Annotated in this window: 15 protein-coding genes and 5 pseudogenes; 16 read left to right on the forward strand and 4 right to left on the reverse strand. The window is 60.5% G+C overall.

Annotated features, from left to right (window positions below; genetic code table 11):
* Positions 1 to 638: 638 nt before the first annotated feature.
* The 9 genes from nifH (at position 639) to NKH01_RS19370 (ending at position 10514) form a co-directional block, all read left to right on the forward strand.
* Positions 639 to 1532: a nitrogenase iron protein gene (nifH, locus tag NKH01_RS19330; protein ID WP_023801970.1), complete on the forward strand. Its 894-nt coding sequence runs from the start codon at positions 639 to 641 to the stop codon at positions 1530 to 1532.
* Between the two features lie 98 nt (positions 1533 to 1630).
* The gene (nifD, locus tag NKH01_RS19335; protein ID WP_353021741.1) at positions 1631 to 3133 is read left to right on the forward strand and encodes a nitrogenase molybdenum-iron protein alpha chain; all 1503 of its coding nucleotides are present in this window, start codon (positions 1631 to 1633) and stop codon (positions 3131 to 3133) included.
* A 128-nt stretch (positions 3134 to 3261) separates the two neighbouring features.
* The gene (gene nifK / locus NKH01_RS19340; protein WP_353021743.1) at positions 3262 to 4803 is read left to right on the forward strand and encodes a nitrogenase molybdenum-iron protein subunit beta; all 1542 of its coding nucleotides are present in this window, start codon (positions 3262 to 3264) and stop codon (positions 4801 to 4803) included.
* A gap of 63 nt (positions 4804 to 4866) precedes the next feature.
* Positions 4867 to 6357 carry a nitrogenase iron-molybdenum cofactor biosynthesis protein NifE gene (gene nifE / locus NKH01_RS19345; protein WP_353021745.1) on the forward strand — a complete coding sequence of 497 codons (1491 nt, stop codon included), beginning with the start codon at positions 4867 to 4869 and terminating at the stop codon, positions 6355 to 6357.
* Positions 6358 to 6364: 7 nt separating this feature from the next.
* On the forward strand, positions 6365 to 7747 hold the full coding sequence (gene nifN, locus NKH01_RS19350) for a nitrogenase iron-molybdenum cofactor biosynthesis protein NifN (protein WP_353021748.1): 1383 nt from the start codon (positions 6365 to 6367) through the stop codon (positions 7745 to 7747).
* Positions 7713 to 8210, forward strand: coding sequence for a nitrogen fixation protein NifX (gene nifX, locus NKH01_RS19355; RefSeq protein WP_353021750.1), 498 nt, complete (start codon positions 7713 to 7715; stop codon positions 8208 to 8210). Before nifN ends, nifX begins: the two co-directional genes overlap by 35 nt.
* A gap of 16 nt (positions 8211 to 8226) precedes the next feature.
* A complete protein-coding gene (locus NKH01_RS19360) occupies positions 8227 to 8706 on the forward strand; it encodes a NifX-associated nitrogen fixation protein (protein WP_352571106.1) in 480 nt (159 codons plus the stop codon).
* 27 nt (positions 8707 to 8733) lie between these two features.
* A complete protein-coding gene (locus NKH01_RS19365) occupies positions 8734 to 9519 on the forward strand; it encodes a response regulator transcription factor (protein WP_352571108.1) in 786 nt (261 codons plus the stop codon).
* 107 nt (positions 9520 to 9626) lie between these two features.
* On the forward strand, positions 9627 to 10514 hold the full coding sequence (locus NKH01_RS19370; RefSeq protein ID WP_353021753.1) for a universal stress protein: 888 nt from the start codon (positions 9627 to 9629) through the stop codon (positions 10512 to 10514).
* Between the two features lie 749 nt (positions 10515 to 11263).
* On the opposite strand, the pseudogene NKH01_RS19375 reads toward NKH01_RS19370, so the two are convergent.
* A pseudogene (locus NKH01_RS19375) lies at positions 11264 to 11527 on the reverse strand (transposase); the annotation flags it as partial.
* 451 nt (positions 11528 to 11978) lie between these two features.
* Between NKH01_RS19375 and NKH01_RS19380 the strand changes: the two are divergent.
* The 6 genes and pseudogenes from NKH01_RS19380 to NKH01_RS19405 form a co-directional block, all read left to right on the forward strand.
* Positions 11979 to 13148 carry a TlpA disulfide reductase family protein gene (locus tag NKH01_RS19380; RefSeq protein WP_353021758.1) on the forward strand — a complete coding sequence of 390 codons (1170 nt, stop codon included), beginning with the start codon at positions 11979 to 11981 and terminating at the stop codon, positions 13146 to 13148.
* A gap of 333 nt (positions 13149 to 13481) precedes the next feature.
* Positions 13482 to 13923 (forward strand): annotated as a pseudogene (locus tag NKH01_RS19385) (DUF269 domain-containing protein).
* A gap of 25 nt (positions 13924 to 13948) precedes the next feature.
* A complete protein-coding gene (locus tag NKH01_RS19390; protein WP_352566076.1) occupies positions 13949 to 14152 on the forward strand; it encodes a CCE_0567 family metalloprotein in 204 nt (67 codons plus the stop codon).
* A complete protein-coding gene (gene fdxB / locus NKH01_RS19395) occupies positions 14149 to 14466 on the forward strand; it encodes a ferredoxin III, nif-specific (RefSeq protein ID WP_353021759.1) in 318 nt (105 codons plus the stop codon). The genes NKH01_RS19390 and fdxB overlap by 4 nt, the downstream gene beginning before the upstream one ends.
* A gap of 61 nt (positions 14467 to 14527) precedes the next feature.
* Positions 14528 to 14818, forward strand: a complete 291-nt coding sequence (locus NKH01_RS19400) for an exopolysaccharide production repressor protein (RefSeq protein ID WP_353021780.1) — start codon at positions 14528 to 14530, stop codon at positions 14816 to 14818.
* Positions 14819 to 15153: 335 nt separating this feature from the next.
* Positions 15154 to 15933 (forward strand): annotated as a pseudogene (locus tag NKH01_RS19405) (pyridoxal-phosphate dependent enzyme); the annotation flags it as partial.
* Between the two features lie 191 nt (positions 15934 to 16124).
* Here NKH01_RS19405 and NKH01_RS19410 read toward each other — a convergent pair.
* The 3 genes and pseudogenes from NKH01_RS19410 to NKH01_RS19420 all read right to left on the reverse strand — a co-directional run bounded on the left by NKH01_RS19410 (position 16125) and on the right by NKH01_RS19420 (position 18901).
* The gene (locus tag NKH01_RS19410; RefSeq protein WP_352516112.1) at positions 16125 to 17312 is read right to left on the reverse strand and encodes an IS701 family transposase; all 1188 of its coding nucleotides are present in this window, start codon (positions 17310 to 17312) and stop codon (positions 16125 to 16127) included.
* Positions 17313 to 17380: 68 nt separating this feature from the next.
* A pseudogene (locus tag NKH01_RS19415) lies at positions 17381 to 17630 on the reverse strand (transposase); the annotation flags it as partial.
* Positions 17631 to 17875: 245 nt separating this feature from the next.
* A complete protein-coding gene (locus NKH01_RS19420; RefSeq protein ID WP_353021762.1) occupies positions 17876 to 18901 on the reverse strand; it encodes an IS110 family RNA-guided transposase in 1026 nt (341 codons plus the stop codon).
* A gap of 194 nt (positions 18902 to 19095) precedes the next feature.
* Between NKH01_RS19420 and NKH01_RS19425 the strand changes: the two are divergent.
* A pseudogene (locus NKH01_RS19425) lies at positions 19096 to 20120 on the forward strand (IS110 family RNA-guided transposase).
* Positions 20121 to 20409: the final 289 nt, after the last annotated feature.

Raw genomic sequence — 20409 nt, forward strand, 5'->3', positions numbered from 1 at the left:
TGTTCTCCCATCAACCGGTAGGCTTCCACGCTGCTGCGTACGACGCAGCCGGAGTCCGGGATGGGAGATGTCGGAATCCTGGAAGTGCAAACACCTAGCAAGGGGCGTTCTCCGGTTCGGGAGACCCCTCGTGACAGCGGTGCGGGGAACTCGTAAAATGCGGCGAAATTTTGTTTTCACATTATATTACGGACCCTGCTCAGATATCTGTAGCAGGCGCGCTCGGCGATGAACGACATTGATGACACGAAAGCCGAGATGCCGCGGTTGGGTGCTAGAGAGCTGAATCGAAGGCGGATTGAACGACCGCTGACGCGGGATTGTGTGCAGTGGCTGGAATGGCCTCCTGGGGGAGGGTTTGGTTGCTGAGACCAACCCCTCACCAGGCTGATGCCACGGCAGCGAGCCTCCGCTATCGACGCTTTTCCGCCATTGTCGGGTCCGCTACACGGCTTGTTCCGACAATCCCTTGGATGGCCTCATGCTAAATTGCTGAAAATCAAACACGAAATCTTTCTTCGAGCCATTAGCCCAGTTGGCACGAGTCTTGAAACCCTTCGGTGCGAGGCGGCAAGAGCTGCCGACCGGCATTCATGTCGCGGCAGCCGCGATGAATGGAACGAAGGAAGGAAAGCTACATGTCAGGTTTGCGTCAGATCGCCTTTTACGGCAAGGGCGGCATCGGCAAGTCCACCACCTCCCAAAATACGCTCGCCGCCCTTGTCGACCTCGGGCAGAGAATCCTCATCGTCGGCTGCGACCCCAAAGCCGACTCCACCCGCCTGATCCTGAACGCGAAGGCGCAGGATACGGTCCTGCACCTCGCGGCAGAGGAAGGTTCGGTGGAAGACCTGGAACTCGCGGACGTGCTCAAGGTCGGCTACAAAGGCATCAAATGCGTGGAGTCGGGCGGCCCTGAGCCGGGTGTCGGCTGCGCCGGCCGCGGCGTGATCACCTCGATCAACTTCCTCGAGGAGAACGGTGCCTACGACGATGTCGACTATGTCTCCTACGACGTGCTCGGGGATGTGGTGTGCGGCGGTTTCGCGATGCCGATCCGCGAGAACAAGGCCCAGGAAATCTATATCGTCATGTCGGGCGAGATGATGGCGCTCTATGCCGCCAACAACATCGCCAAGGGCATCCTGAAATACGCCCATTCGGGCGGCGTGCGGCTCGGCGGCCTGATCTGCAACGAGCGCCAAACCGACCGCGAGCTCGACCTCGCCGAAGCGCTGGCTTCCAGGCTCAATTCCAAGCTCATCCACTTCGTGCCCCGCGACAATATCGTCCAGCACGCCGAGCTCAGGAAGATGTCTGTGATCCAGTATGCGCCGGACTCCAAGCAGGCCGGGGAATACAGGGCGCTGGCCGAGAAGATCCATGCCAATTCGGGCCAGGGTACCATCCCGACCCCGATCACCATGGAGGAGCTCGAGGACATGCTGCTCGACTTCGGCATCATGAAGACTGACGAGCAGATGCTTGCCGAGCTTCAGGTCAAGGAAGCGGCCAAGGCGGCCGCACAGTAACGACCGCTGCCGACACGAGGCGCGGCCTTGACTGGCGCGCCTTTCAAAGAACGGCGCCTCGTTGGTGAGGCGTCACCCTGAACCTTGAAAGGGGTCCCATGAGCCTGGAATACGAGAATGACGGCGCCCTCCATGCGAAGCTTATCGAGGAGGTGCTGTCGCAATATCCTGACAAGGCGGCGAAGCGCCGCAAAAAGCACCTCAGCGTCGCAAAGAGCGGCGACGAGGCTGGCGAGGAAAGCGAGGGCCTTTCCGAATGCGAGGTCAAATCGAACATCAAGTCCATCCCCGGAGTGATGACGATTCGCGGCTGCGCCTATGCCGGCTCGAAAGGCGTGGTGTGGGGTCCAGTCAAGGATATGGTCCATATCTCGCACGGCCCGGTCGGCTGCGGGCAATATTCCTGGTCGCAACGCCGCAACTACTACGTCGGCACAACCGGTATCGACACGTTCGTCACGATGCAGTTCACCTCCGATTTCCAGGAGAAGGACATTGTTTTCGGCGGCGACAAGAAGCTGGAACGGACGATCGACGAGATCGAGGAACTGTTTCCGCTGAACAAAGGCATGAGCGTGCAATCCGAATGTCCGATCGGCCTGATTGGCGACGACACCGAAGCGGTGTCCCGCAACAAGGCCAAGGAGCACGAAAAGACGATCGTGCCGGTGCGCTGCGAGGGCTTCCGCGGCGTCTCGCAATCACTCGGCCACCACATCGCCAACGACGCGATCCGCGACTGGGTGTTCGAGAAGAAGGACGTCGAGTTCGAGGCCGGCCCGTACGATGTCAATGTGATCGGCGACTACAATATCGGCGGCGACGCCTGGGCTTCGCGCATCCTGCTCGAGGAGATGGGCCTGCGCGTGGTCGGCAACTGGTCGGGCGACGCTACGCTGGCCGAAATAGAGCGAGCGCCAAAGGCAAAGCTCAATCTCATCCATTGCTACAGGTCGATGAACTACATCTGCCGGCATATGGAGGAAAAGTATGGCATCGACTGGATGGAGTATAATTTCTTCGGCCCCTCCCAGACCGAAGCCTCTCTGCGCAAGATAGCCAAGCATTTCGGACCGGAAATCGAGGCCAAGGCCGAGGCGGTCATCGCCAAATACCGGCCCCTGGTCGATGCGGTCGTAGCCAAGTACCGGCCGCGCCTCGAAGGCAGGACGGTGATGCTCTATGTCGGCGGGCTGCGCCCCCGTCACGTTGTCACGGCATATGAGGACCTGGGCATGGTTATTGTCGGCACTGGCTACGAATTTGGCCATAACGACGATTATCAGCGTACCGGCCACTACGTGAAGAAGGGCACGCTAATCTATGACGACGTGACTGGTTACGAGCTGGAGAAGTTCATCGAGGGGATCCGTCCTGATCTCGTGGGCTCCGGCATCAAAGAGAAGTACCCCGTCCAGAAGATGGGCATACCGTTCCGTCAAATGCATTCCTGGGATTATTCCGGCCCGTATCACGGCTACGACGGCTTCGCCATCTTCGCCCGCGACATGGATCTGGCCATCAACAACCCGGTCTGGGGCCTCTACGACGCTCCCTGGAAGAAAAAAGCCGAGCCGTCGGCGGCGATCGCTGCGGAATGAAACCCTGGCCTCCCGAAAGCCGGGAGGCCGTTGAACGCCTGTGGCCCTCAGTCCGCGGGAGACCTGAAACGTTTCGACGTCCCTGTGCCGCCGTATGGCGCGGCCAGATGGAAAAGAGGTAACCACCCATGCCGCAGTCGGCTGAAAAAGTTCTCGACCACGCGCCCCTGTTCCGCGAGCCGGAATACAGGCAGATGCTCGCCGAGAAGAGGCTGAATTTCGAATGTCCTCACCCGGACCAGGTCGTTACCGACGCACGCGAATTCACCAAGACGTGGGAATACCGCGAAAAGAACCTCGCTCGCGAAGCGCTTGTCGTGAACCCCGCCAAGGCCTGCCAGCCGCTCGGCGCGGTATTCGCGGCCGCGGGTTTCGAGCGAACCATGTCCTTCGTCCACGGCAGCCAAGGCTGCGTGGCCTATTACCGCTCGCACCTGTCGCGCCATTTCAAGGAGCCTGCTTCAGCAGTTTCCTCCTCGATGACCGAGGACGCGGCGGTGTTCGGCGGCCTGAAGAACATGGTCGACGGGCTCGCCAACACGTATCAACTCTATGACCCGAAGATGATCGCCGTCTCGACCACTTGTATGGCCGAGGTCATTGGCGACGACCTGCACAGCTTCATCGAGAACGCCAAGGACGAAGGCTCGGTCCCGCGCGACTTCGACGTGCCCTTTGCCCACACGCCGGCCTTCGTCGGCAGCCATGTCGACGGCTATGACGTTACGGTCAAGGGCATTTTGGAGCATTTCTGGAAAGGCGAGGAGCGCACGGAAGCCGAGGGAAGCATCAACATCATTCCGGGCTTCGACGGCTTCTGTGTCGGCAACAACCGGGAACTCAAGCGCCTGCTCGATCTGATAGGCGTGTCCTATACCTTCATCCAAGACGCCTCTGACCAGTTCGACACGCCGTCGGACGGCGAATACCGCATGTACGACGGCGGCACGAAGATCGAAGACGTGAGGAAGGCAATCAACGCCGAGGCGACACTTTCGCTACAACATTACAACACCCGAAAAACACTGGAGTATTGCGAGGGGGTAGGGCAGGCGACTGCCTCGTTCCATTACCCGCTCGGAGTCCAGGCGACCGACGACTTCCTGATGGAGGTCTCCGCGATTACCGGCAAGCAAATCCCCGAGGCAATCCGCCTGGAGCGCGGCCGACTTGTTGACGCCATGGCGGACAGCCAATCCTGGCTGCACGGGAAGAAATACGCCATTTACGGCGATCCGGACTTTGTCTACGCCATGGCCCGCTTCATCATGGAGACCGGCGGCGAGCCGACCCATTGCCTCGCCACCAACGGCACCTCGGCATGGGAAGCGGAGTTGAAGGAGCTGCTTGCATCATCGCCCTTCGGCGAGGATGCTCAAGTCTGGGCGGGCAAGGACCTCTGGGCGATGCGCTCGCTGCTCTTCACCGAGCCGGTGGACCTGCTGATCGGCAACTCCTATGGCAAGTATCTGGAGCGCGACACCGGCACGCCGCTGATCCGGCTGACGTTTCCGATCTTCGACCGCCACCATCACCATCGGTTTGCGCTTATGGGCTACCAAGGCGGGTTGCGCGTCCTGACGACGATCCTCGACAAGATCTTCGACAAGCTCGATCGCGAGACAAGCGAGACGGGCGTGACGGACTATTCGTATGACCTCACCCGCTAAGGGTGGCGGCCGGCTCTTCGGTGAGGCCGGTCGTCGTCCAGAGGGACTTTGGAGACCGACGCAATGTCCTCGCTCAGAGCCAAAATCCAGGATGTCTTCAACGAGCCCGCCTGCGAGCAGAACCGCGGCAAGGATGCCAAGGCGCGCAAGGAGGGCTGTTCGAAGCCACTCATCCCCGGGGCGGCGGCCGGCGGCTGTGCCTTCGATGGCGCCAAGATCGTGCTGCAGCCGATCACCGACGTCGCGCACCTGATCCATGCGCCGCTCGCCTGCGAGGGCAATTCCTGGGACAACCGCGGTGCGGCTTCGTCCGGGCCAACGCTGTGGCGCACAAGCTTCACGACCGACCTCACAGAACTCGATGTTGTGATGGGGCAGGGCGAGCGGAAGCTCTTCAAAGCGATCCGCGAGATCAAGGAAGCGTATGGGCCGCCGGCTATTTTCGTCTATCCGACCTGCGTGACGGCGCTGATCGGCGACGACATCGAGGCCGTCTGCAAGCGCGCGGCGGAAAAGTTCGGCCTGCCGGTGGTGCCGGTCAATGCGCCGGGCTTCGTCGGCTCCAAGAATCTCGGCAACAAGCTTGCCGGCGAGGCGTTGCTCGATCATGTCATCGGCACGGCGGAGCCCGACGATGCCGGCCCTTACGACATCAATATCCTTGGCGAATTCAACCTCTCGGGCGAATTCTGGCTGGTGAAGCCGCTCCTTGATCGGCTGGGCATCCGGGTGCGCGCCTGCATTCCGGGCGACGCGCGCTACCTCGACATTGCCTCCGCGCACCGCGCCCGGGCGGCTATGATGGTGTGCTCGACCGCGCTCATCAATCTCGCCCGCAAGATGGAGCAGCGCTGGGAGATCCCATTCTTCGAGGGCTCCTTCTACGGCATCACCGACACCTCGGAAGCGCTCCGACAGATCTCTCAGCTGCTCGTGAAGAAGGGTGCCGATCCGGAGATCCTCGGCCGCACCGAGGCCTTGATTGCAGATGAGGAGGTGATCGCATGGAAGAAGCTCGCGGCCTACCGGCCGAGGCTCGAAGGCAAGCGCGTGCTGCTCAACACCGGCGGTGTGAAGTCCTGGTCGGTCGTCCATGCGCTGATGGAGATCGGCATCGAGATCGTCGGCACCTCTGTCAAGAAATCGACCGTCGGAGACAAGGAGCGCATCAAGCAGATCCTCAAGGACGACAACGACATGTTCGAGCAGATGACGCCGCGCGAGCTTTACGCCATGCTCTCAGAACACAAGGCCGATATCATGCTGTCGGGCGGGCGCACGCAGTTCATCGCGCTGAAGGCCAAGACACCCTGGCTCGATATCAACCAGGAGCGCCAACATCCTTACGCCGGCTATGACGGCATGGTGGAACTCGTACGCCAGATCGACCTCGCCATTCATAACCCGATCTGGCGCCATGTGCGGGAACCGGCACCATGGGATTGCCAGCCTGGGGTGAGGGAAGAACTGCCGAGCACGAAAAGCGAGACCGCGACCTTGCATGTTGTCCAGGAATTCGCCGGCACGACAGCCGACGATTTCGGCGAGTGTTGAGGAAGCGATGGTCCGCATCCTTCCCCAGACCAAAGCGGCGGCGGTCAATCCGCTGAAGTCCTCGCAGCCGCTCGGCGCCGCCTTCGCTTTCCTTGGGGTCGACGGCGCGATGCCGTTGTTCCACGGCAGCCAGGGCTGCACCAGCTTCGCCCTCGTGCTCTTCGTGCGGCATTTCAAGGAAGCCATCCCCTTGCAGACAACCGCGATGGATGAGGTGGCGACGATTCTCGGCGGGGCAGACCATCTGGAAGAGGCGGTCCTCAACCTCAAGGCCCGCGCAAAGCCAACGCTGATCGGGGTCTGCACGACGGCGCTGGTGGAAACCCGGGGCGAAGACTGCGCAGGAGATATCGCCAATATCAGGCTGAAGCGCGCGGAAGAACTCGCGGGTACGGAGGTGGTGCTAGCCAACACACCGGATTTCGGCGGCGCGATCGAAGAGGGCTGGGCCAAGGCTGTCAGCGCGATGATCGAAAGGATTACACGGCCCGGCCAGCAGGCGCGGCAGTCGAAGAAGATCGTGATCCTGCCTGGCTGGAACCTCACTGTGGCTGATATCGAGCATTTACGTGAGATGGTTGAAAGCTTTGGACTGAAGCCCGTGATTCTGCCGGACGTCTCCGGCTCGCTCGACGGTACGGTGCCCGACCGCTGGGTCACGACCACCTATGGCGGCACCAGCGTCGAGGATATCCGCGAGCTTGGCACGGCCGAGCAATGTATCGTCATCGGTGAGCATATGCGCCGCCCGGCCGAGCTGCTGCAGAGGTTGACCGGCGTGCCTTACGTGCTGTTCCAGGCGCTGACTGGATTGAAGGACGCCGACCGGTTCGTCTCGCTGCTGTCCGCGGTTTCGGGCGCGGCGGCGCCGGCTGGGGTGCGCCGTCGCCGGGCGCAGTTGCAGGACGCGTTGCTCGACGGACATTTCCACTTTGGAGGCAAGAAAATTGCGATCGCTGCTGAACCAGACCAACTCTACCAACTCGCGAGCTTCTTCATCGGCATGGGCTCCGAAATCGCGGCGGCGGTCACCACGACCGACATGTCGAAAATTTTGGAGGAAGTACCGGCGCAGTCGGTTCAAATCGGCGATCTCGGCGATTTGGAAGCTCTTGGCGCCGGCGCTGATCTTCTCGTCACCCATTCCCACGGCCGCCAGGCGGCGCAGCGCCTCGGCATTCCGCTCATGCGGGTCGGCTTCCCGATCTTCGACCGGCTCGGCAGCCAGCACAAACTTACAATCCTCTACCAGGGGACCCGCGACCTGATCTTCGAGGTCGCCAACATTTTTGAAGCCAACCGGCACGCGCCGACGACTGAGGCGTTTGATCCACTCCGTAAACGAGAAATGCCAGATGAGCTCCGTTCGTCGCCTCTCGCTCGTCACTGACGAGGTTCACGCACTGACGCCGAAACGCCAAGCCGGCGCATTGCGCGTGGCGATCGCCACGCAGGACATGAAGAACCTCAACGCCCATTTCGGTTCGGCCAGGCGCTTTGCTGTCTACGACGTGACGCGCGAGGAGTGGTATCTCGTCGAGGCCGTGGCCTTCGATGACGTTTCCGACGAGAGCGGGAAGCACCGAACTGAGGGCGATGACCGCATCACCCCGAAGGTGGAGGCGCTCAAGGGATGTCATCTCCTGTTTTGTCTGGCGATCGGCGGACCTTCGGCAGCCAAGGTTGTTTCGGCAAAAATTCATCCGATCAAAGTGCCGCAGCCCCAAACAATCGAAGAGGTGCTGTTGCGCACGCAGATGATGCTCAGGACGTGTCCTCCCCCTTGGCTGCGCAAGGTGCTGGCGCAGGCAGGTGTCGCCGAACAGAGCCCGTCCTTCGAGGGCGAGGACTGAAATGAGGAGTGGGCGAATGTCTGACGCCGTGGTTAGCCCTGCTGTCGCCGAAGACGAGGCGGCCCTTGCCACCCCGTTCGTCAAATGTCTCGTGCGGCTGGTCCGGGCTCATGATTCCCACGGCTCTTGGGAAGGCAAATCGGACGCCGAGCTGCTGGGCGACTTCATCATCACCAGGGAACAGCGCCGTTCGATCCCGATCATCGGCGATCCCGATCCGGACGTGCTGTGGAGGCTCGAGATGTTTTACACCGCCGTCGGGCTTGCGATCGAGGAGCGCTCCGGCCTGATGGCATCGCCGATGATGGAGATGAGCCATGAGGGCTTCGGGCGCGTGCTTTTCACGGCCGGGCGGTTGGTCGTTCTGTCGAAGACCCTGCGCGACGTCCACCGGTTCGGCTTCGAGACGTTCCGGAAACTCGCCGCGGCCGGTACCAAACTGGCCGGCGATGCGACCGCAGCCATTGAGGCTCATCCCGAGGTGGCGCGGGCGTGATGGAACCGATTTTCGATCAAGGGGATCATGTCAGGCCTTGAGGACATGCGATGGCCAGCCCTCTCAATGGAGGCGGTCGAGGCCGATGTGGTTCTTGGGGTAGCGCTGATGAAGCCACTGGTCTTGATCTGTTCGCAAGATGCTGAGTTGTATCTGTTCCTCAGCCACATTCTGGGAGTGGACGGCTTCACGAGTGAGCCGGCAGGCGGCGTGAAGGAAGCACTTGCATTGGCCGATGAACGGGAGCTCCAGGCGGTAGTGCTGGACTGCGGGCCGGCAAGCGCGACAGGCTCCACAATCTGCGCCCGGTTCAAGGGGGAGCCCCGGACCGGCGGCCTGCCCGTAATTGCGCTGATCGCGCCCGGCGCCGAGAACCAGCACCTCGATCTCTTGAAGGCTGGTATTGACGAGAGCTTTGTGCGGCCCTTCGCGCCGGCCAAGCTGCTTGACTGTCTACGGATGAAGCTGGCGCTGCCAAAGCCGGGTTCGAACGGGATTGAAAACGGCGGCTGGATCTCCTGTGGCGACCTTGAGATAAGGCTCGATGCCCACCGCGTTCGGGGTAATGGCCACGAAGTCCACCTTGGGCCGATCGAGTTCAACCTGCTGCGGCTTTTGCTTGAGACTCCCGGCAAGGTCTTCACCAGAGACGAGCTGATCAGCGCGGCCTGGCCGGCCAATATTCATGTCGGTGTACGCACCGTGGATGTCCATATCAGCCGGCTCAGAAGGGCGCTGAAGGCGGCCTCCCCCTCCAGCGTCATTCGTACCGTCAGGTCGGCCGGCTACTCGCTCGAGTGGCCGGACGGCTGAATAGATAGCCGATGTGGTGCCACTCCGCATTTCCGCCGTGCTGAGGGCAAGTCTTGCGGCTTCGAAACGCGCCGGCAGGTACGACATATTCAGAAAGAAGCAGTCAAATGGCTTTCAGAAGCGTACTCAGTGTGACGGGAGCTGACCACTCCGATCAGGATGTCAGAACAGCTGCCAGCTTGTGTGCCGAAGTCGGCGCGTATCTTTCCGTACTGGTGATTTCGCCTCCGCCGCTCGTTATGCCGTCTCCGCTGCTCGGCGATGGCATCCCCGAGTGGCCTGGACAACGCGCACAGGCCATCGCCAGACTGGACAAACGGTTTAGGCAGATCGAGAGATTTTCACAGGACATAGCCAGCCTGGAAAAGACATCCAGGGAAATTCACAAACTGCTGAGAGCCACGTGGCGGTGCTATGATGTCGATATTGCCAACTGCGATCAGGCCAGCATCGGTGACGCGGTGCGACAGCGGGCGCTCTGCAACGACCTGACAATCGTCGGCCCCGCACTTCTTAACGACATTAACGTCGGTCCCCTTGTTATCAATGGCAGCCTGTTCGACACCGGAAAGCCGGTGCTTGTCGTGCCGGAGGGCGCTGAGGCGACTCTGGCTCCACGGTGCGTGCTGGTCGGCTGGGATTCGCGCGTCGAGGCGTCCCGTTCGGTTCGGGAAGCGCTGGATCTGCTAGCCGGTGCTGAGGAAGTTCGTGTCGCACTAGTCGATCCGGAGGCGACCTGCACCGGAACCGGTACCGAGCCGGGAGCCGATATCGCTGCCTATCTCACTCGGCACGGTGCGCGGGTGTCGGTTGACCGGCTGGCGAGCGCCGGCAAACCGGTGGCTATGGTGCTCGCGCAGCACGCAATCGACACGTCTGCCGATATGATAGTCATGGGCGCTTATGGCAGCCGCCGGCTGCGCGAGCGGATCTTCGGTGGCGTGACGAGATGGATAGTTGGGAAGCCGCCATTGCCGCTGTTTTTGGCTCGCTGACGGGTTCCGAAGCAGCACCGACGCTGTTCGAAACTCTACTCACTGGGTCACTATCCTGATGCCAAGTCGGAGAAAGATCGCGGCAAACATGCAAGCTTCGCGAATCTTCTCGGAGCCAGTCTGGACGCGCCGCCCGAGAACATCCGCGCACGCCTCTAACGCGCGCCCGGGGGTTCTGCTCGCCCGAGTTGGTCCGTGATGCTGAGACCAACGGCCGGGCAGAGGTATGGGCAGTCCTCACTGCAGCCACGATCACGGCGCAGGTCGGCGTCAGGTCAAAGAGAGTCGTTCAGCGCGGCAGGCCGAGTCGGACCGGTAGCGGCATCGTATACCGCTATCACGATCTCCTCATTACTGGCCGGGAGCTTAACAACGCAACGACCGTGCCGTGACCGACGCCCTCAACTTCGAGTCGGAACGGTCGGGCTCCTGCCGCGGTCGGCGGGAATCGGTCGCATAAATCATGTTGCCATGGTCTGGAATGGCAGGCGGGTTAGGGCGAGGACGGCCGCATCTTCAGCGTTTTCAGTCGGTCCGGCCCAACCCGCGTGGCGACCGAGCGGCCTTTGAGGCTGGTCAAATTCGGACAACGCTCACATCCGCACGAAGCGGTCCCTGCAAGTTGTGTGCGTCAAGTTCTGCAGTTGTGTGCGTCAAGTTCTGCAAAAATGGCGTGGCAGTAGCTGTGACGTCGGCGTGTCCGCCGCGCAGCCCCCGTGTTTAGCGGAGCGGCGGACACACGGCGGTGCTCAGGCGGCCAATGCTCTCAGGCTCTCCTTCTTGTGCTCGCGCAGATGATCCATGTTGAGATAGCGGGTCGCCTCGAGCCAGTTCTCGTGGTTCTCCACCGCCAATGCCCGAACCAGCCGCAGGCAGCTCCGCGGGTTGGGGAAGATGCGAACGACCAGGGTGCGCCGCTTGATCTCCTGGTTCAGCCGCTCCAGCATGTTCGTCGACTTCATGTGCTTGTGGTGAGCTAGCGGCAGCCGATAGAAGCTCAGCGTCTCCTCGATGTTCGTCAGGCTCGTCATGATCGTCCGCTTCACGCCACCGGCTTGAGCGTCTTGCCGTTCCGGTCCGGAGGCGGTAGCGACCTACGTCCATCGGCCTCGTCCCTCGGCCAGAATGCATATTGAGTCGTCCGGGCCACGCTTTTCTGCCGACGCGAAGCGCGTGATGCTTGTCCAAAACCTGACAGCGGCAGAAAACATGTCGGCTTCAATACAACCGGCCATCTTGGCATTTGGAGGCTTTTTCTAGCGATTCATGCGCTTATTGCCCGCTGAGTGCGCTGGCACGGCCTTTGCGGATTGTGATGCGGCAACACTGCGTGAAAGCTGACTGCACGCAGACGCGCGAGACGAGAGATGCTCTCCTTTTCCTGCCCGTATGCCCCCTCTTTAAAGAGGGAGACAAGCTAGCGCATAAGGTCGCGCAACTGTGGCAACAGCTTTGGAGAGCAACATGGTATTGCAGATGGGGTCACCGGCTCCTTCGATCAAAATGGAGGACTGGCTGCGTGGCGAGCCCCTTGCGAAGTTCCAGCCCGGCAAAGTCTATATCGTCGAATTTTGGGCAACTTGGTGCGAGCTATGTGTGGCGGAGATGCTCGATCTGATGCGGCTCCAGGAAAAATACAGGGACAGCGGACTTGAGGTCGTCGGCGTCGCGGCTAATGAAGACGCTCCAACGGCCGTTGAGGCTCGCACCAAGTTGGACGCGTGGTTGACCGAAAAGTGCTCGCATCTGAGCTATCGGATCGCGTTCGACCACACAGGTGAAATGAACAAGCTTTGGATGAAACCCAGCTTTTCCGCCGGGATTCCGACTTCGTACGTGGTCGACCGAGACGGCCAGATTGCCTTTATCGGTCATCGAAGCCAACTCGATGAGGTTTTGCCGGAAGTGCTCAACGGCAGCTGGCGCACCAGCGACAAAGCGAAAGCCGCCGATACGGAGCGGATCGCCACAAGCGAACTCATGGCGCGCCAACAAGCGTTGAAGAAGCCGATCGATGACAGATTCTGGGCGGCGGTGAAGTTAGAAGATTGGAAGACGGCGCTCTGGGCGATCGAAGAGGGCATCGCCTTGATGCCGGACGACATCAATTTCCGTCTGGCTCATGCGCATCTGTTGCTTCACAAAATTCAAGACATGTGGACCGGCTTGCCCGTGATGAGCCAATTGGTTCGCGATGCGATCGACAAAAACTCTGAGGATTGGATGGTTTCGGCGCTGGACCAACTTTTCCATCCGGCCAATGACCATTCGCGCCTTCCCCCTGCTGAGCGCTTCGCGATGGGCAAGGAGCTGTCCGAACACATCCTGGCGCTGAATCGCCCGCAAGGCGACAGCCCTAAGTTCCGGTCCTATCCCGCGGTCGCCCGGTACTATCACGAGAACGGCAACAATGATCGCGCGATCGAGTTGGTCGAACTGGCACTGACGTCGCTGGACGGTCCGGAGCCTATCCCGGCCGAATTGAAAGAGCAGCATCTGCCGGATTTGCTGCAGGCCCTCGCCAAGTACAGGGGTGGGAAGGCTTGTTGCGCTGCTCTCTTTGCGGCTCCGCAAAACAATTTTCCGAAGGTGCCAAAGCGCGGTCGGCCGAGGTGGATAGATAAAAAAGGGTAATTGGTCGAAATGGCTTACTGGGCAATTCGTCCGTTTCCTTTGCGTAACCGCAGCAGGAGGGTCCATGCAGCACTTGGTCGATCGTCTGCAGCAGGATCGAGGCTCGAAACTTCTTGGCCTCCGGCCGCATTGCGGCGGAAGTGATGTTCGACGCGAATTCGCGTGGAAGACTTCGCAGTCGAAGACGTGTTCAAGGTCGGCCAGAGGGACATCAATTGCCTGGAATCAGCCGCGCCGAGCCGGGCTTCGGCTGCGCAACTGTGCCCGAATTAGGCGTCCCAGAAAACAGACATCGTGCTTCGAGAAAGAGGACTGAAATGAGGAGAATATGAAGTGCCTGAAGCCGCGGTCAACGAGGACGAGGGGCCATTGCCACCCCGTTCGTCAGATGCCTCGTGCGGCTGATCCGTGCTCAGGCTGCCTCCGAATCGGACGCCACGCTGCTGGCCGACTTCATCGTCACCAGAAAAAAGCGCCATGTGATCCGTGGCATGGGCTGCCCGATCCGGACGTGCTGTGGAGGCTCGAGATGTTTTACACCGCCGTCGGGCTTGCGATTGCGGAGCGTTTCCGCCCGCTGGCATCGCCAATCGTGGGGATGAATACCGTAAGGCCTTCGGGCCCGTGCTTTTCACGGTCGGACAGCTCGTCGTTCTGTCCAGACGTCCATCGGTTCGGCTTCGAGACGCTCCGGCAACTCGCGGAGGCCGGTACGAAACTGGTCGACGATGCGACCTCAGCCACTGAAGCCTATCGGGACCTGGCGCGGGCGTGATGAAACCAATTTTCGAGGAAGGGTTATGTCAAAGCTAGATGAGATGGGGAAGAAAGTCCGAAAGCTTCAGCTGCGCGCGGCAGTTGCCAAGATGAAATTGCGCGACCTTGCAGAGAATCTCCCGGGAAAATGGACGGAGATAGAGGAAGTTGCCCAGGAAACGTCGGCCGTTTTTGCCGAGTTGGATGGTGCCAAGAGAGCGCTCGCTGCAATGAAGAAGTTACGATGACGAGCACATTCACCACCCGCGACGGCTCCGGATGGCTGCCGGAATATCTCACCGCTATAGACGGCACGACGTGCATGGGCTGCGGCCGCTGTTTCAAAGTCTGCTCTCGCGAGGTCATGCATCTTTACGGCGTCGATGACGCCGGTGAAATTCTGGGCGTCTGCGACGGCGAAGACGACGATTTCGATGGCGAGCTCAATCGCATGATTATGGTCGTCGATCTTGCCGGCCGCTGCATTGGCTGCGGAGCCTGCGCCCGCGTCTGCCCGAAGAACTGCCAGACCCATGTTGCGGCCGACCAGGTCGTAGCATGATCTGAGGAGACAAACCAGGAGAACGGCGTTGCCCTTTAGGATCTTTTGTCGCGTTCTGGGAATGGTCCTGTGCAGCACCGCTCTGACCGTCTACTTTGCTTCTCATTCCATCGGCACAGTAGTCGTCACGACGCTGGCTTGTTCGCTGCTCCTTCAGCTGACGTATTTCGCAAGCGTGCTCTTTCTGATCTGGCGGTCTGGCTGCGTTAGCCGAGCTGGCCAAAGGGCCGAGCATTTCGGCAGTTGCAAAGAAGTTGGATCCGGGCCGCCAGACCTTGATGAGGTGACGAATGAATCCGCAGATTTGCTCCAGCGCGATCAAATGCTGGCCATATCGCTGCTGCTGCCTTGAGGCGCCATGAAAAGATCAGTGCTCAAGATAGCGCAAAGCATAAACATTGAGCATACTTCAGAAGGAATACTGTGCTTGAGAAGTCGATGGTGACCGCAATCCGGTCATTAAAGTTAATCCAGGAGATGCAGTTCTTGAATACCATACGCGTTTGGGTAGTCTCTCGCACGACGGCGTGCGGTTTTGCAACTCTCGATGACGAATGAGGAATGAGGCGCTGGAAATAGTAATGGGACTCTCCTGGCGCCGGATAATGGAGAGACGTCAAATCAAAGAAGCCTCTAGATGAACCGTGAATGGCTAATTCAGCTCCATGGCGTGTTGCCGGAGAGAAAGTGCTGGAAAAGTTCGAACGCTATCCGCTCACATTTCGGCCCGCGCCCACCGAGAAGCTCGACCGCCTCTCCAAGCATCTGGGGCAAGGTGGAGATCTACGCCGAACGTGAGGACTGCAACTCCGGTCTGGCGTTCGGCGGAAACAAGCTCCGCAAGCTCGAATACATCATCCCCGACGCGATCGCATCAAATGCTGATACGCTTTCCTCCATCGGCGGCGTGCAGTCCAACCACACGCGGATGGTCCCCGCGGTCGCCACCAAGATCGGCGTGAAATGTCTCCTGGTTCAGGAGAGCTGGGTGCCACATGAGGGCGCCGTCTACGACCGGGTCGGCAACATTCTCTTGAGCCGGATCCATGGGAGCAGAGGTGCACCTTGTCGACGAGGGCTTCCATATCGGCATCCGCCGCGGTTGGGAACAGGCGCTCGATGAGTCAAGTCAAGGGGTGGCAGGCCCTGTGCGATACCGGCCGGGGCCTCTGTTCACAAATATGGCTGGCTTGGGTACGTCGGTTCGCGGAGGACGTGCGCGCCCAGGAGAAACAGCTTGGGTTTGGCTTCGACTACATCGTCGTTTGCACGGTCACAGGCTCGACGCATGCCGGCGTGCTCGTTGGATTCGCCAAGGACGGTCGACAGCGCAACGTGCTCGGTGTCCAATGCATCCGCAACCCCGCCCAAGCCAAGGCGCAGATGCTAAGTATTGCCCGGGACACTGCGAAGCTCGTTGATCTCGGAACGGAACCCGTCGAGGCTGACGTGGTGTTGCTCGAGGACTAGCCTAGTCTAGTACTACAGTTGCAGATGCCGATGCCGTTTGTAGTGACAGATGGTGGCCGCAGCCTGATGTCGTCGTCGCCATAACGACCAGGCGATGATGAAGGGCTTTTGTGTCGGTGGGAAGATGAGGATCCGGGCGAGGAGATAGCGGATCTCGGGGACGCTCGGGACGAGCGCAGCCATCCGGATCAGGCGGCGATTGGCTCCTTTGGACTCGTTTCGTTCGGTTTGCTCCATGCGCTGCGGCGAAGATCAGCCGATAGCTTCGAGAGGAATGCCAGGGCGGCCATGCACAGGCTCATGTGGCGATGCCATCCATGCCAGGACCGAGCCTCGCAATGATCAAGTCCGAGATCATCCTTGGCGCGCTCAAAGCACTCCTCGATCGCCCAGCGCAGGCCGGCCACTGCCGCCAATTCGGCCAAGGAGGAACCGGGCGGGGCGAAGACCAGGTAGTAGGCTTTTTCTCCGGAGGTCGATCGCTTGCGGCGGACGAGAAGCCAATGCTCGAAGCCGCCTTTTGACGTCCAAGGGCGGCGGATGCGTGCCCAGTCGTAGAGCCGAGGCCCTTTGGCGCCTTCACCTGCCGCATGACAGGCCCAGTCGTCGGGCTCGAACTCGCTGGCCAGTTCCTCGGGCGAGGTTTCCTCAAACAGACGATCCCCTCCACGGCGCATGAAGTGAGCGCCTCGAACCGCCAAGACATAGGGCTGCTCGCGAGCTTCCAGCATCCGGCGAAGGCTGCTGTCCGCCCCGTAGACAGCGTCGCCCAGAACGTAAGCGCACGGGACGCCGGCATCGAGCGCCGCCTCGACCATGGCGCGCGCCATCTTTGGCTTGGTTGCAAACTCGACCGTCTCCGGGATCGACGCCCTGGCACATCGCGCCCGATCCTTTGTCCATCTCTCCGGCAGATAAAGGCGACGATCAACCAGCGCTTGGCCGTAGCGGCTCGCGTAAGCCAAGAACACGCCGATCTGGCTGTTCTCGATCCGCCCCGCCGTTCCCGAGTACTGACGCGCGACACCGGCGGAACGATCGCCCTTCTTCACAAATCCCGTCTCGTCGACGATCAGGACGCCATCCTCATCGCCCAACGCCTCCACCACATAATCGCGAACCTCGTCTCGGAGCCGATCAGCGTCCCAGTGGCTGCGCCCCAACAGCGACTGCATCCGATACGGCCGCTCCGCTCCGGACTGCTCGGCCATCAGCCAGCCTGTCTTGCGCTCAATGCCGGAAAGAAGGCCGTCAAGGAAATCTGCGCCCGTCTCCCGCAACTCACGACGAGGAAGCACCCGCCCAACCCGTGCCTTCAGCGCCGTGAGCTCCTGCTCCCAAGCCAACAACGACCCTGACCACGAAGCAACAGACATGGTTCCCTCCATAACCCGTCGAGTGAATCAGAAAATCAAATGATCTGCAACTGTAGTACTAGAGCCTTTCACGTTTTGATGGAAGCGTAGCCGGCGTTTGCGAAGTAGTTGTTGCATTCGGTTGCCTCGATCGTTTCAACGAGGTGGCCGATGTGGCGCCAAGTGTCCTCGACGGTACGTTTCTGAGCTTGGCGCATCCAGTGCAAAGGCCTGCTCGATCGGATTGAGGTCTGGGGAGTAGGGCGGTAGGTACCAAAGCCTGGCGCCGGCCGCCTTGATCATCTGCCTGATGGCCGCCGACTTATGACTTCCCAGATTGATGTGGTTGTCTAATCGCCGCTGGGACGTCAAGCATGTAATTGCGTCGAGACGACGCTGCCGGGTGCATGGTTGTCTTCGCGGTCGACATCAGTCGCCGCATGATGGAGCTCCGCGGACGAGCCTTCAATGTGGACGACGCACTTTGCTGAGACAGCGGTGCAACCCCATCAGCGGAATGGCTCGGCTCACGTCCCGGCAGGGACGTCTCAGGCGCTCAGATCCTGAACGCTATTCGCAAGATTTCATGCTGTGGCGCCTGCATTTCGATCAAAGAACTCACCGGTCTTGAGCATCGAATGCATTATCACCGCCAGTTTGCGCGCCACAGCCACGGCAGCTCGTTTGAAGCCAACCCTCTCCCGGAGCTTGAGGCCCCACGTGCGCAGGCTGCTGTCGATCGAGCTGCGTGTCAGGATGACCGCCGCAGCCTCATAGAGAAGTCCCCGCAAATGTCGATCGCCGCGTCGGGATATATGGCCGTCATAATCGACTTCTCCCGATTGGTAGCGGCGAGTTGTCAGGCCGATCCAAGCGGCAACAGAGCGGGACTTCTTGAAGTTGCCCGGATCTTCAATGGCAGTGGCGAAAGAGGTTGCGGTAATGGCGCCGATGCCGGGGATCGACATGAGTATGCGGCATGCTTGGCTTTGACGTGCATCTGCGACAAGCTGGCGCCCAAGCTCGGCGGCACGGATGCGAATGCTGCGCCAGGCTTCCACCATCGGTAGGACGACAGGAGCAAGCTCGCTCTGATCGATAAGAAGGCTCCGGACATTCTTTTCGAATGTAGTTCCCTTACCGGCGGGAACGAGCAAGCCGAACGTTTTCATGATCCCTCGGATCTGGTTGGAAAGCTCGACGGTGATCCGGACCAGCCGAGTGCGTGCTGCCACGAGCGTGCGGGTCAACATACTGTCGAAGCCTTTCACGCGCACCTCGCGAAAGAATCCTGCTTCAGCAAGACGCGCCAAACCATCGGCGTCATTCGCATCCGTCTTGTTCGCCGCCATATCGAGAGCGGCTTTGGCATGCCGCGCATCGATGCAGATGGCTGGCAATCCCTCGGCGCGCAGCGCATGATAGAACCAAACTGACAGCGGGCCGGTTTCGAACACGACGGGCTTTGCGGCCGGCGCCCGCTTGCGGACAAGCTCGGCAATGATCCTGGGATCAGATGCGCACTTCCCGCGCCAGATCCGTTCGCCTTCACGGCGGATCGACACTGCCGTCTCTTTCATCGACACGTCGAGACCGATATGTTCTTCCATGGCTGTTCTCCGTTGATGCTGGGCCCGGCGTCCAGTCGTGAGCCCGTATTTCATCTTATCGGGGAACAGCCACCCTCCAAGGCTATGATCGGTTCCAGGGCGCGTCGCTCCCGCGATTACCCCATGTGGACGCCCCCCGACGGCATCGCTGTGCCAAAGTGGTGTCGTTGATCATCACTTGAACGGAGGCGTCCATGTCGGAAGTTAGCATGATCGGGTTGGATCTAGCGAAGAACGTGTTCCAGGTGCACGGTGCAGATGCATCGGGAGCTATCCTGTTTAGAAAGAAGCTTCGCCGCGATCAGATGCTTAAATTCTTTGATGCGCAGCCGGCTTGCACGGTTGCCATGGAGGCCTGCGGCAGCAGCCATTACTGGCGCGGGAGATCACGAAGTTGGGACATAACGTCCGGCTGATCGCTCCGGGCTACGTCAAGCCTTTCGTGAAGAGGCAGATGAACGATGCCGCCGATGCGGAGGCGATCTGCGAAGCTGCGCAACGGCCGACGATGCGTTTTGTGGCAGCCAAGAGTGAGGAACAACAGGCTGCGGCGATGGTGTTTCGCGCTCGCGAGCTTCTGGTGCGGCAGCGGACCCAGACCATCAATGCGATACGTGGCCATCTTGCCGAATTCGGGCTGGTGGCCGCGCAGGGCCTTTTCCATGTGGCGAAGCTTGTAACGGCGATCGAGGATCATGGCTCCGCCATCCCAGAGGCCGCCCGTCCGATCCTGTGTCTGTTCGTGGAACAGTTGCGCTCGCTGGATGAGAGGGTGGCTGTGCTCGACCGCGAGATCGCCCGGCGCGCCAGGGAGGACGCGGAATCGAAACGACTGATGACTATCCCGGGGATAGGATCGATCACCGCGACTGCTCTCGCCGCTCTGGCTCCGTCGGCTCAGACCTTCAAAAGGGGGCGTGATTTTGCGGCCTGGCTGGGGCTCACTCCGTTGCAGCGTTCCACGGGCGGGAAGCAGAAGCTTGGCGAGACATCCCGCATGGGCGAACGAACTCTGCGCCGCCTGCTCATTATAGGGGCCAGCGCTGCCGTGCGCTGGGCGATGCGGAAGGGGAAATCTGCGGACCCATGGCTCATGCGCATGCTGGACCGTAAGCCGCCCATGTTGGTGATCGTCGCGCTTGCCAACAAGACGGCACGCATCGTCTGGGCATTGATGGCGAAAGGCGGAACCTATCGGGCTCCGGCCGTGGCGGGTTAGTTCCGCTCGGCCGGAAGGCCTCGAAAGTGTGAGAAGGTCAAACGGAGAGTATGGCGCAACGGTCAACGAGACGGGATCGGGAAAACCAGATCATGGACACATGCCTTGAGCACGCGAGATTGAATTGGACCCGCTCCGCGAACTCCCATACGGGCCCGCGGCATTTGGAACGCCGCATCAGAGGCCGGACACATGTCAGCACCTGACCACGCTCCTCATTCTTCATATAAGATTCTTCTTGCGCTGACGGGGGCGTCCACACATGCCTTGAGCACGCGAGATTGAATTG

The organism is Mesorhizobium sp. M1403 (assembly GCF_040317695.1).
Classification (GTDB): domain Bacteria; phylum Pseudomonadota; class Alphaproteobacteria; order Rhizobiales; family Rhizobiaceae; genus Mesorhizobium.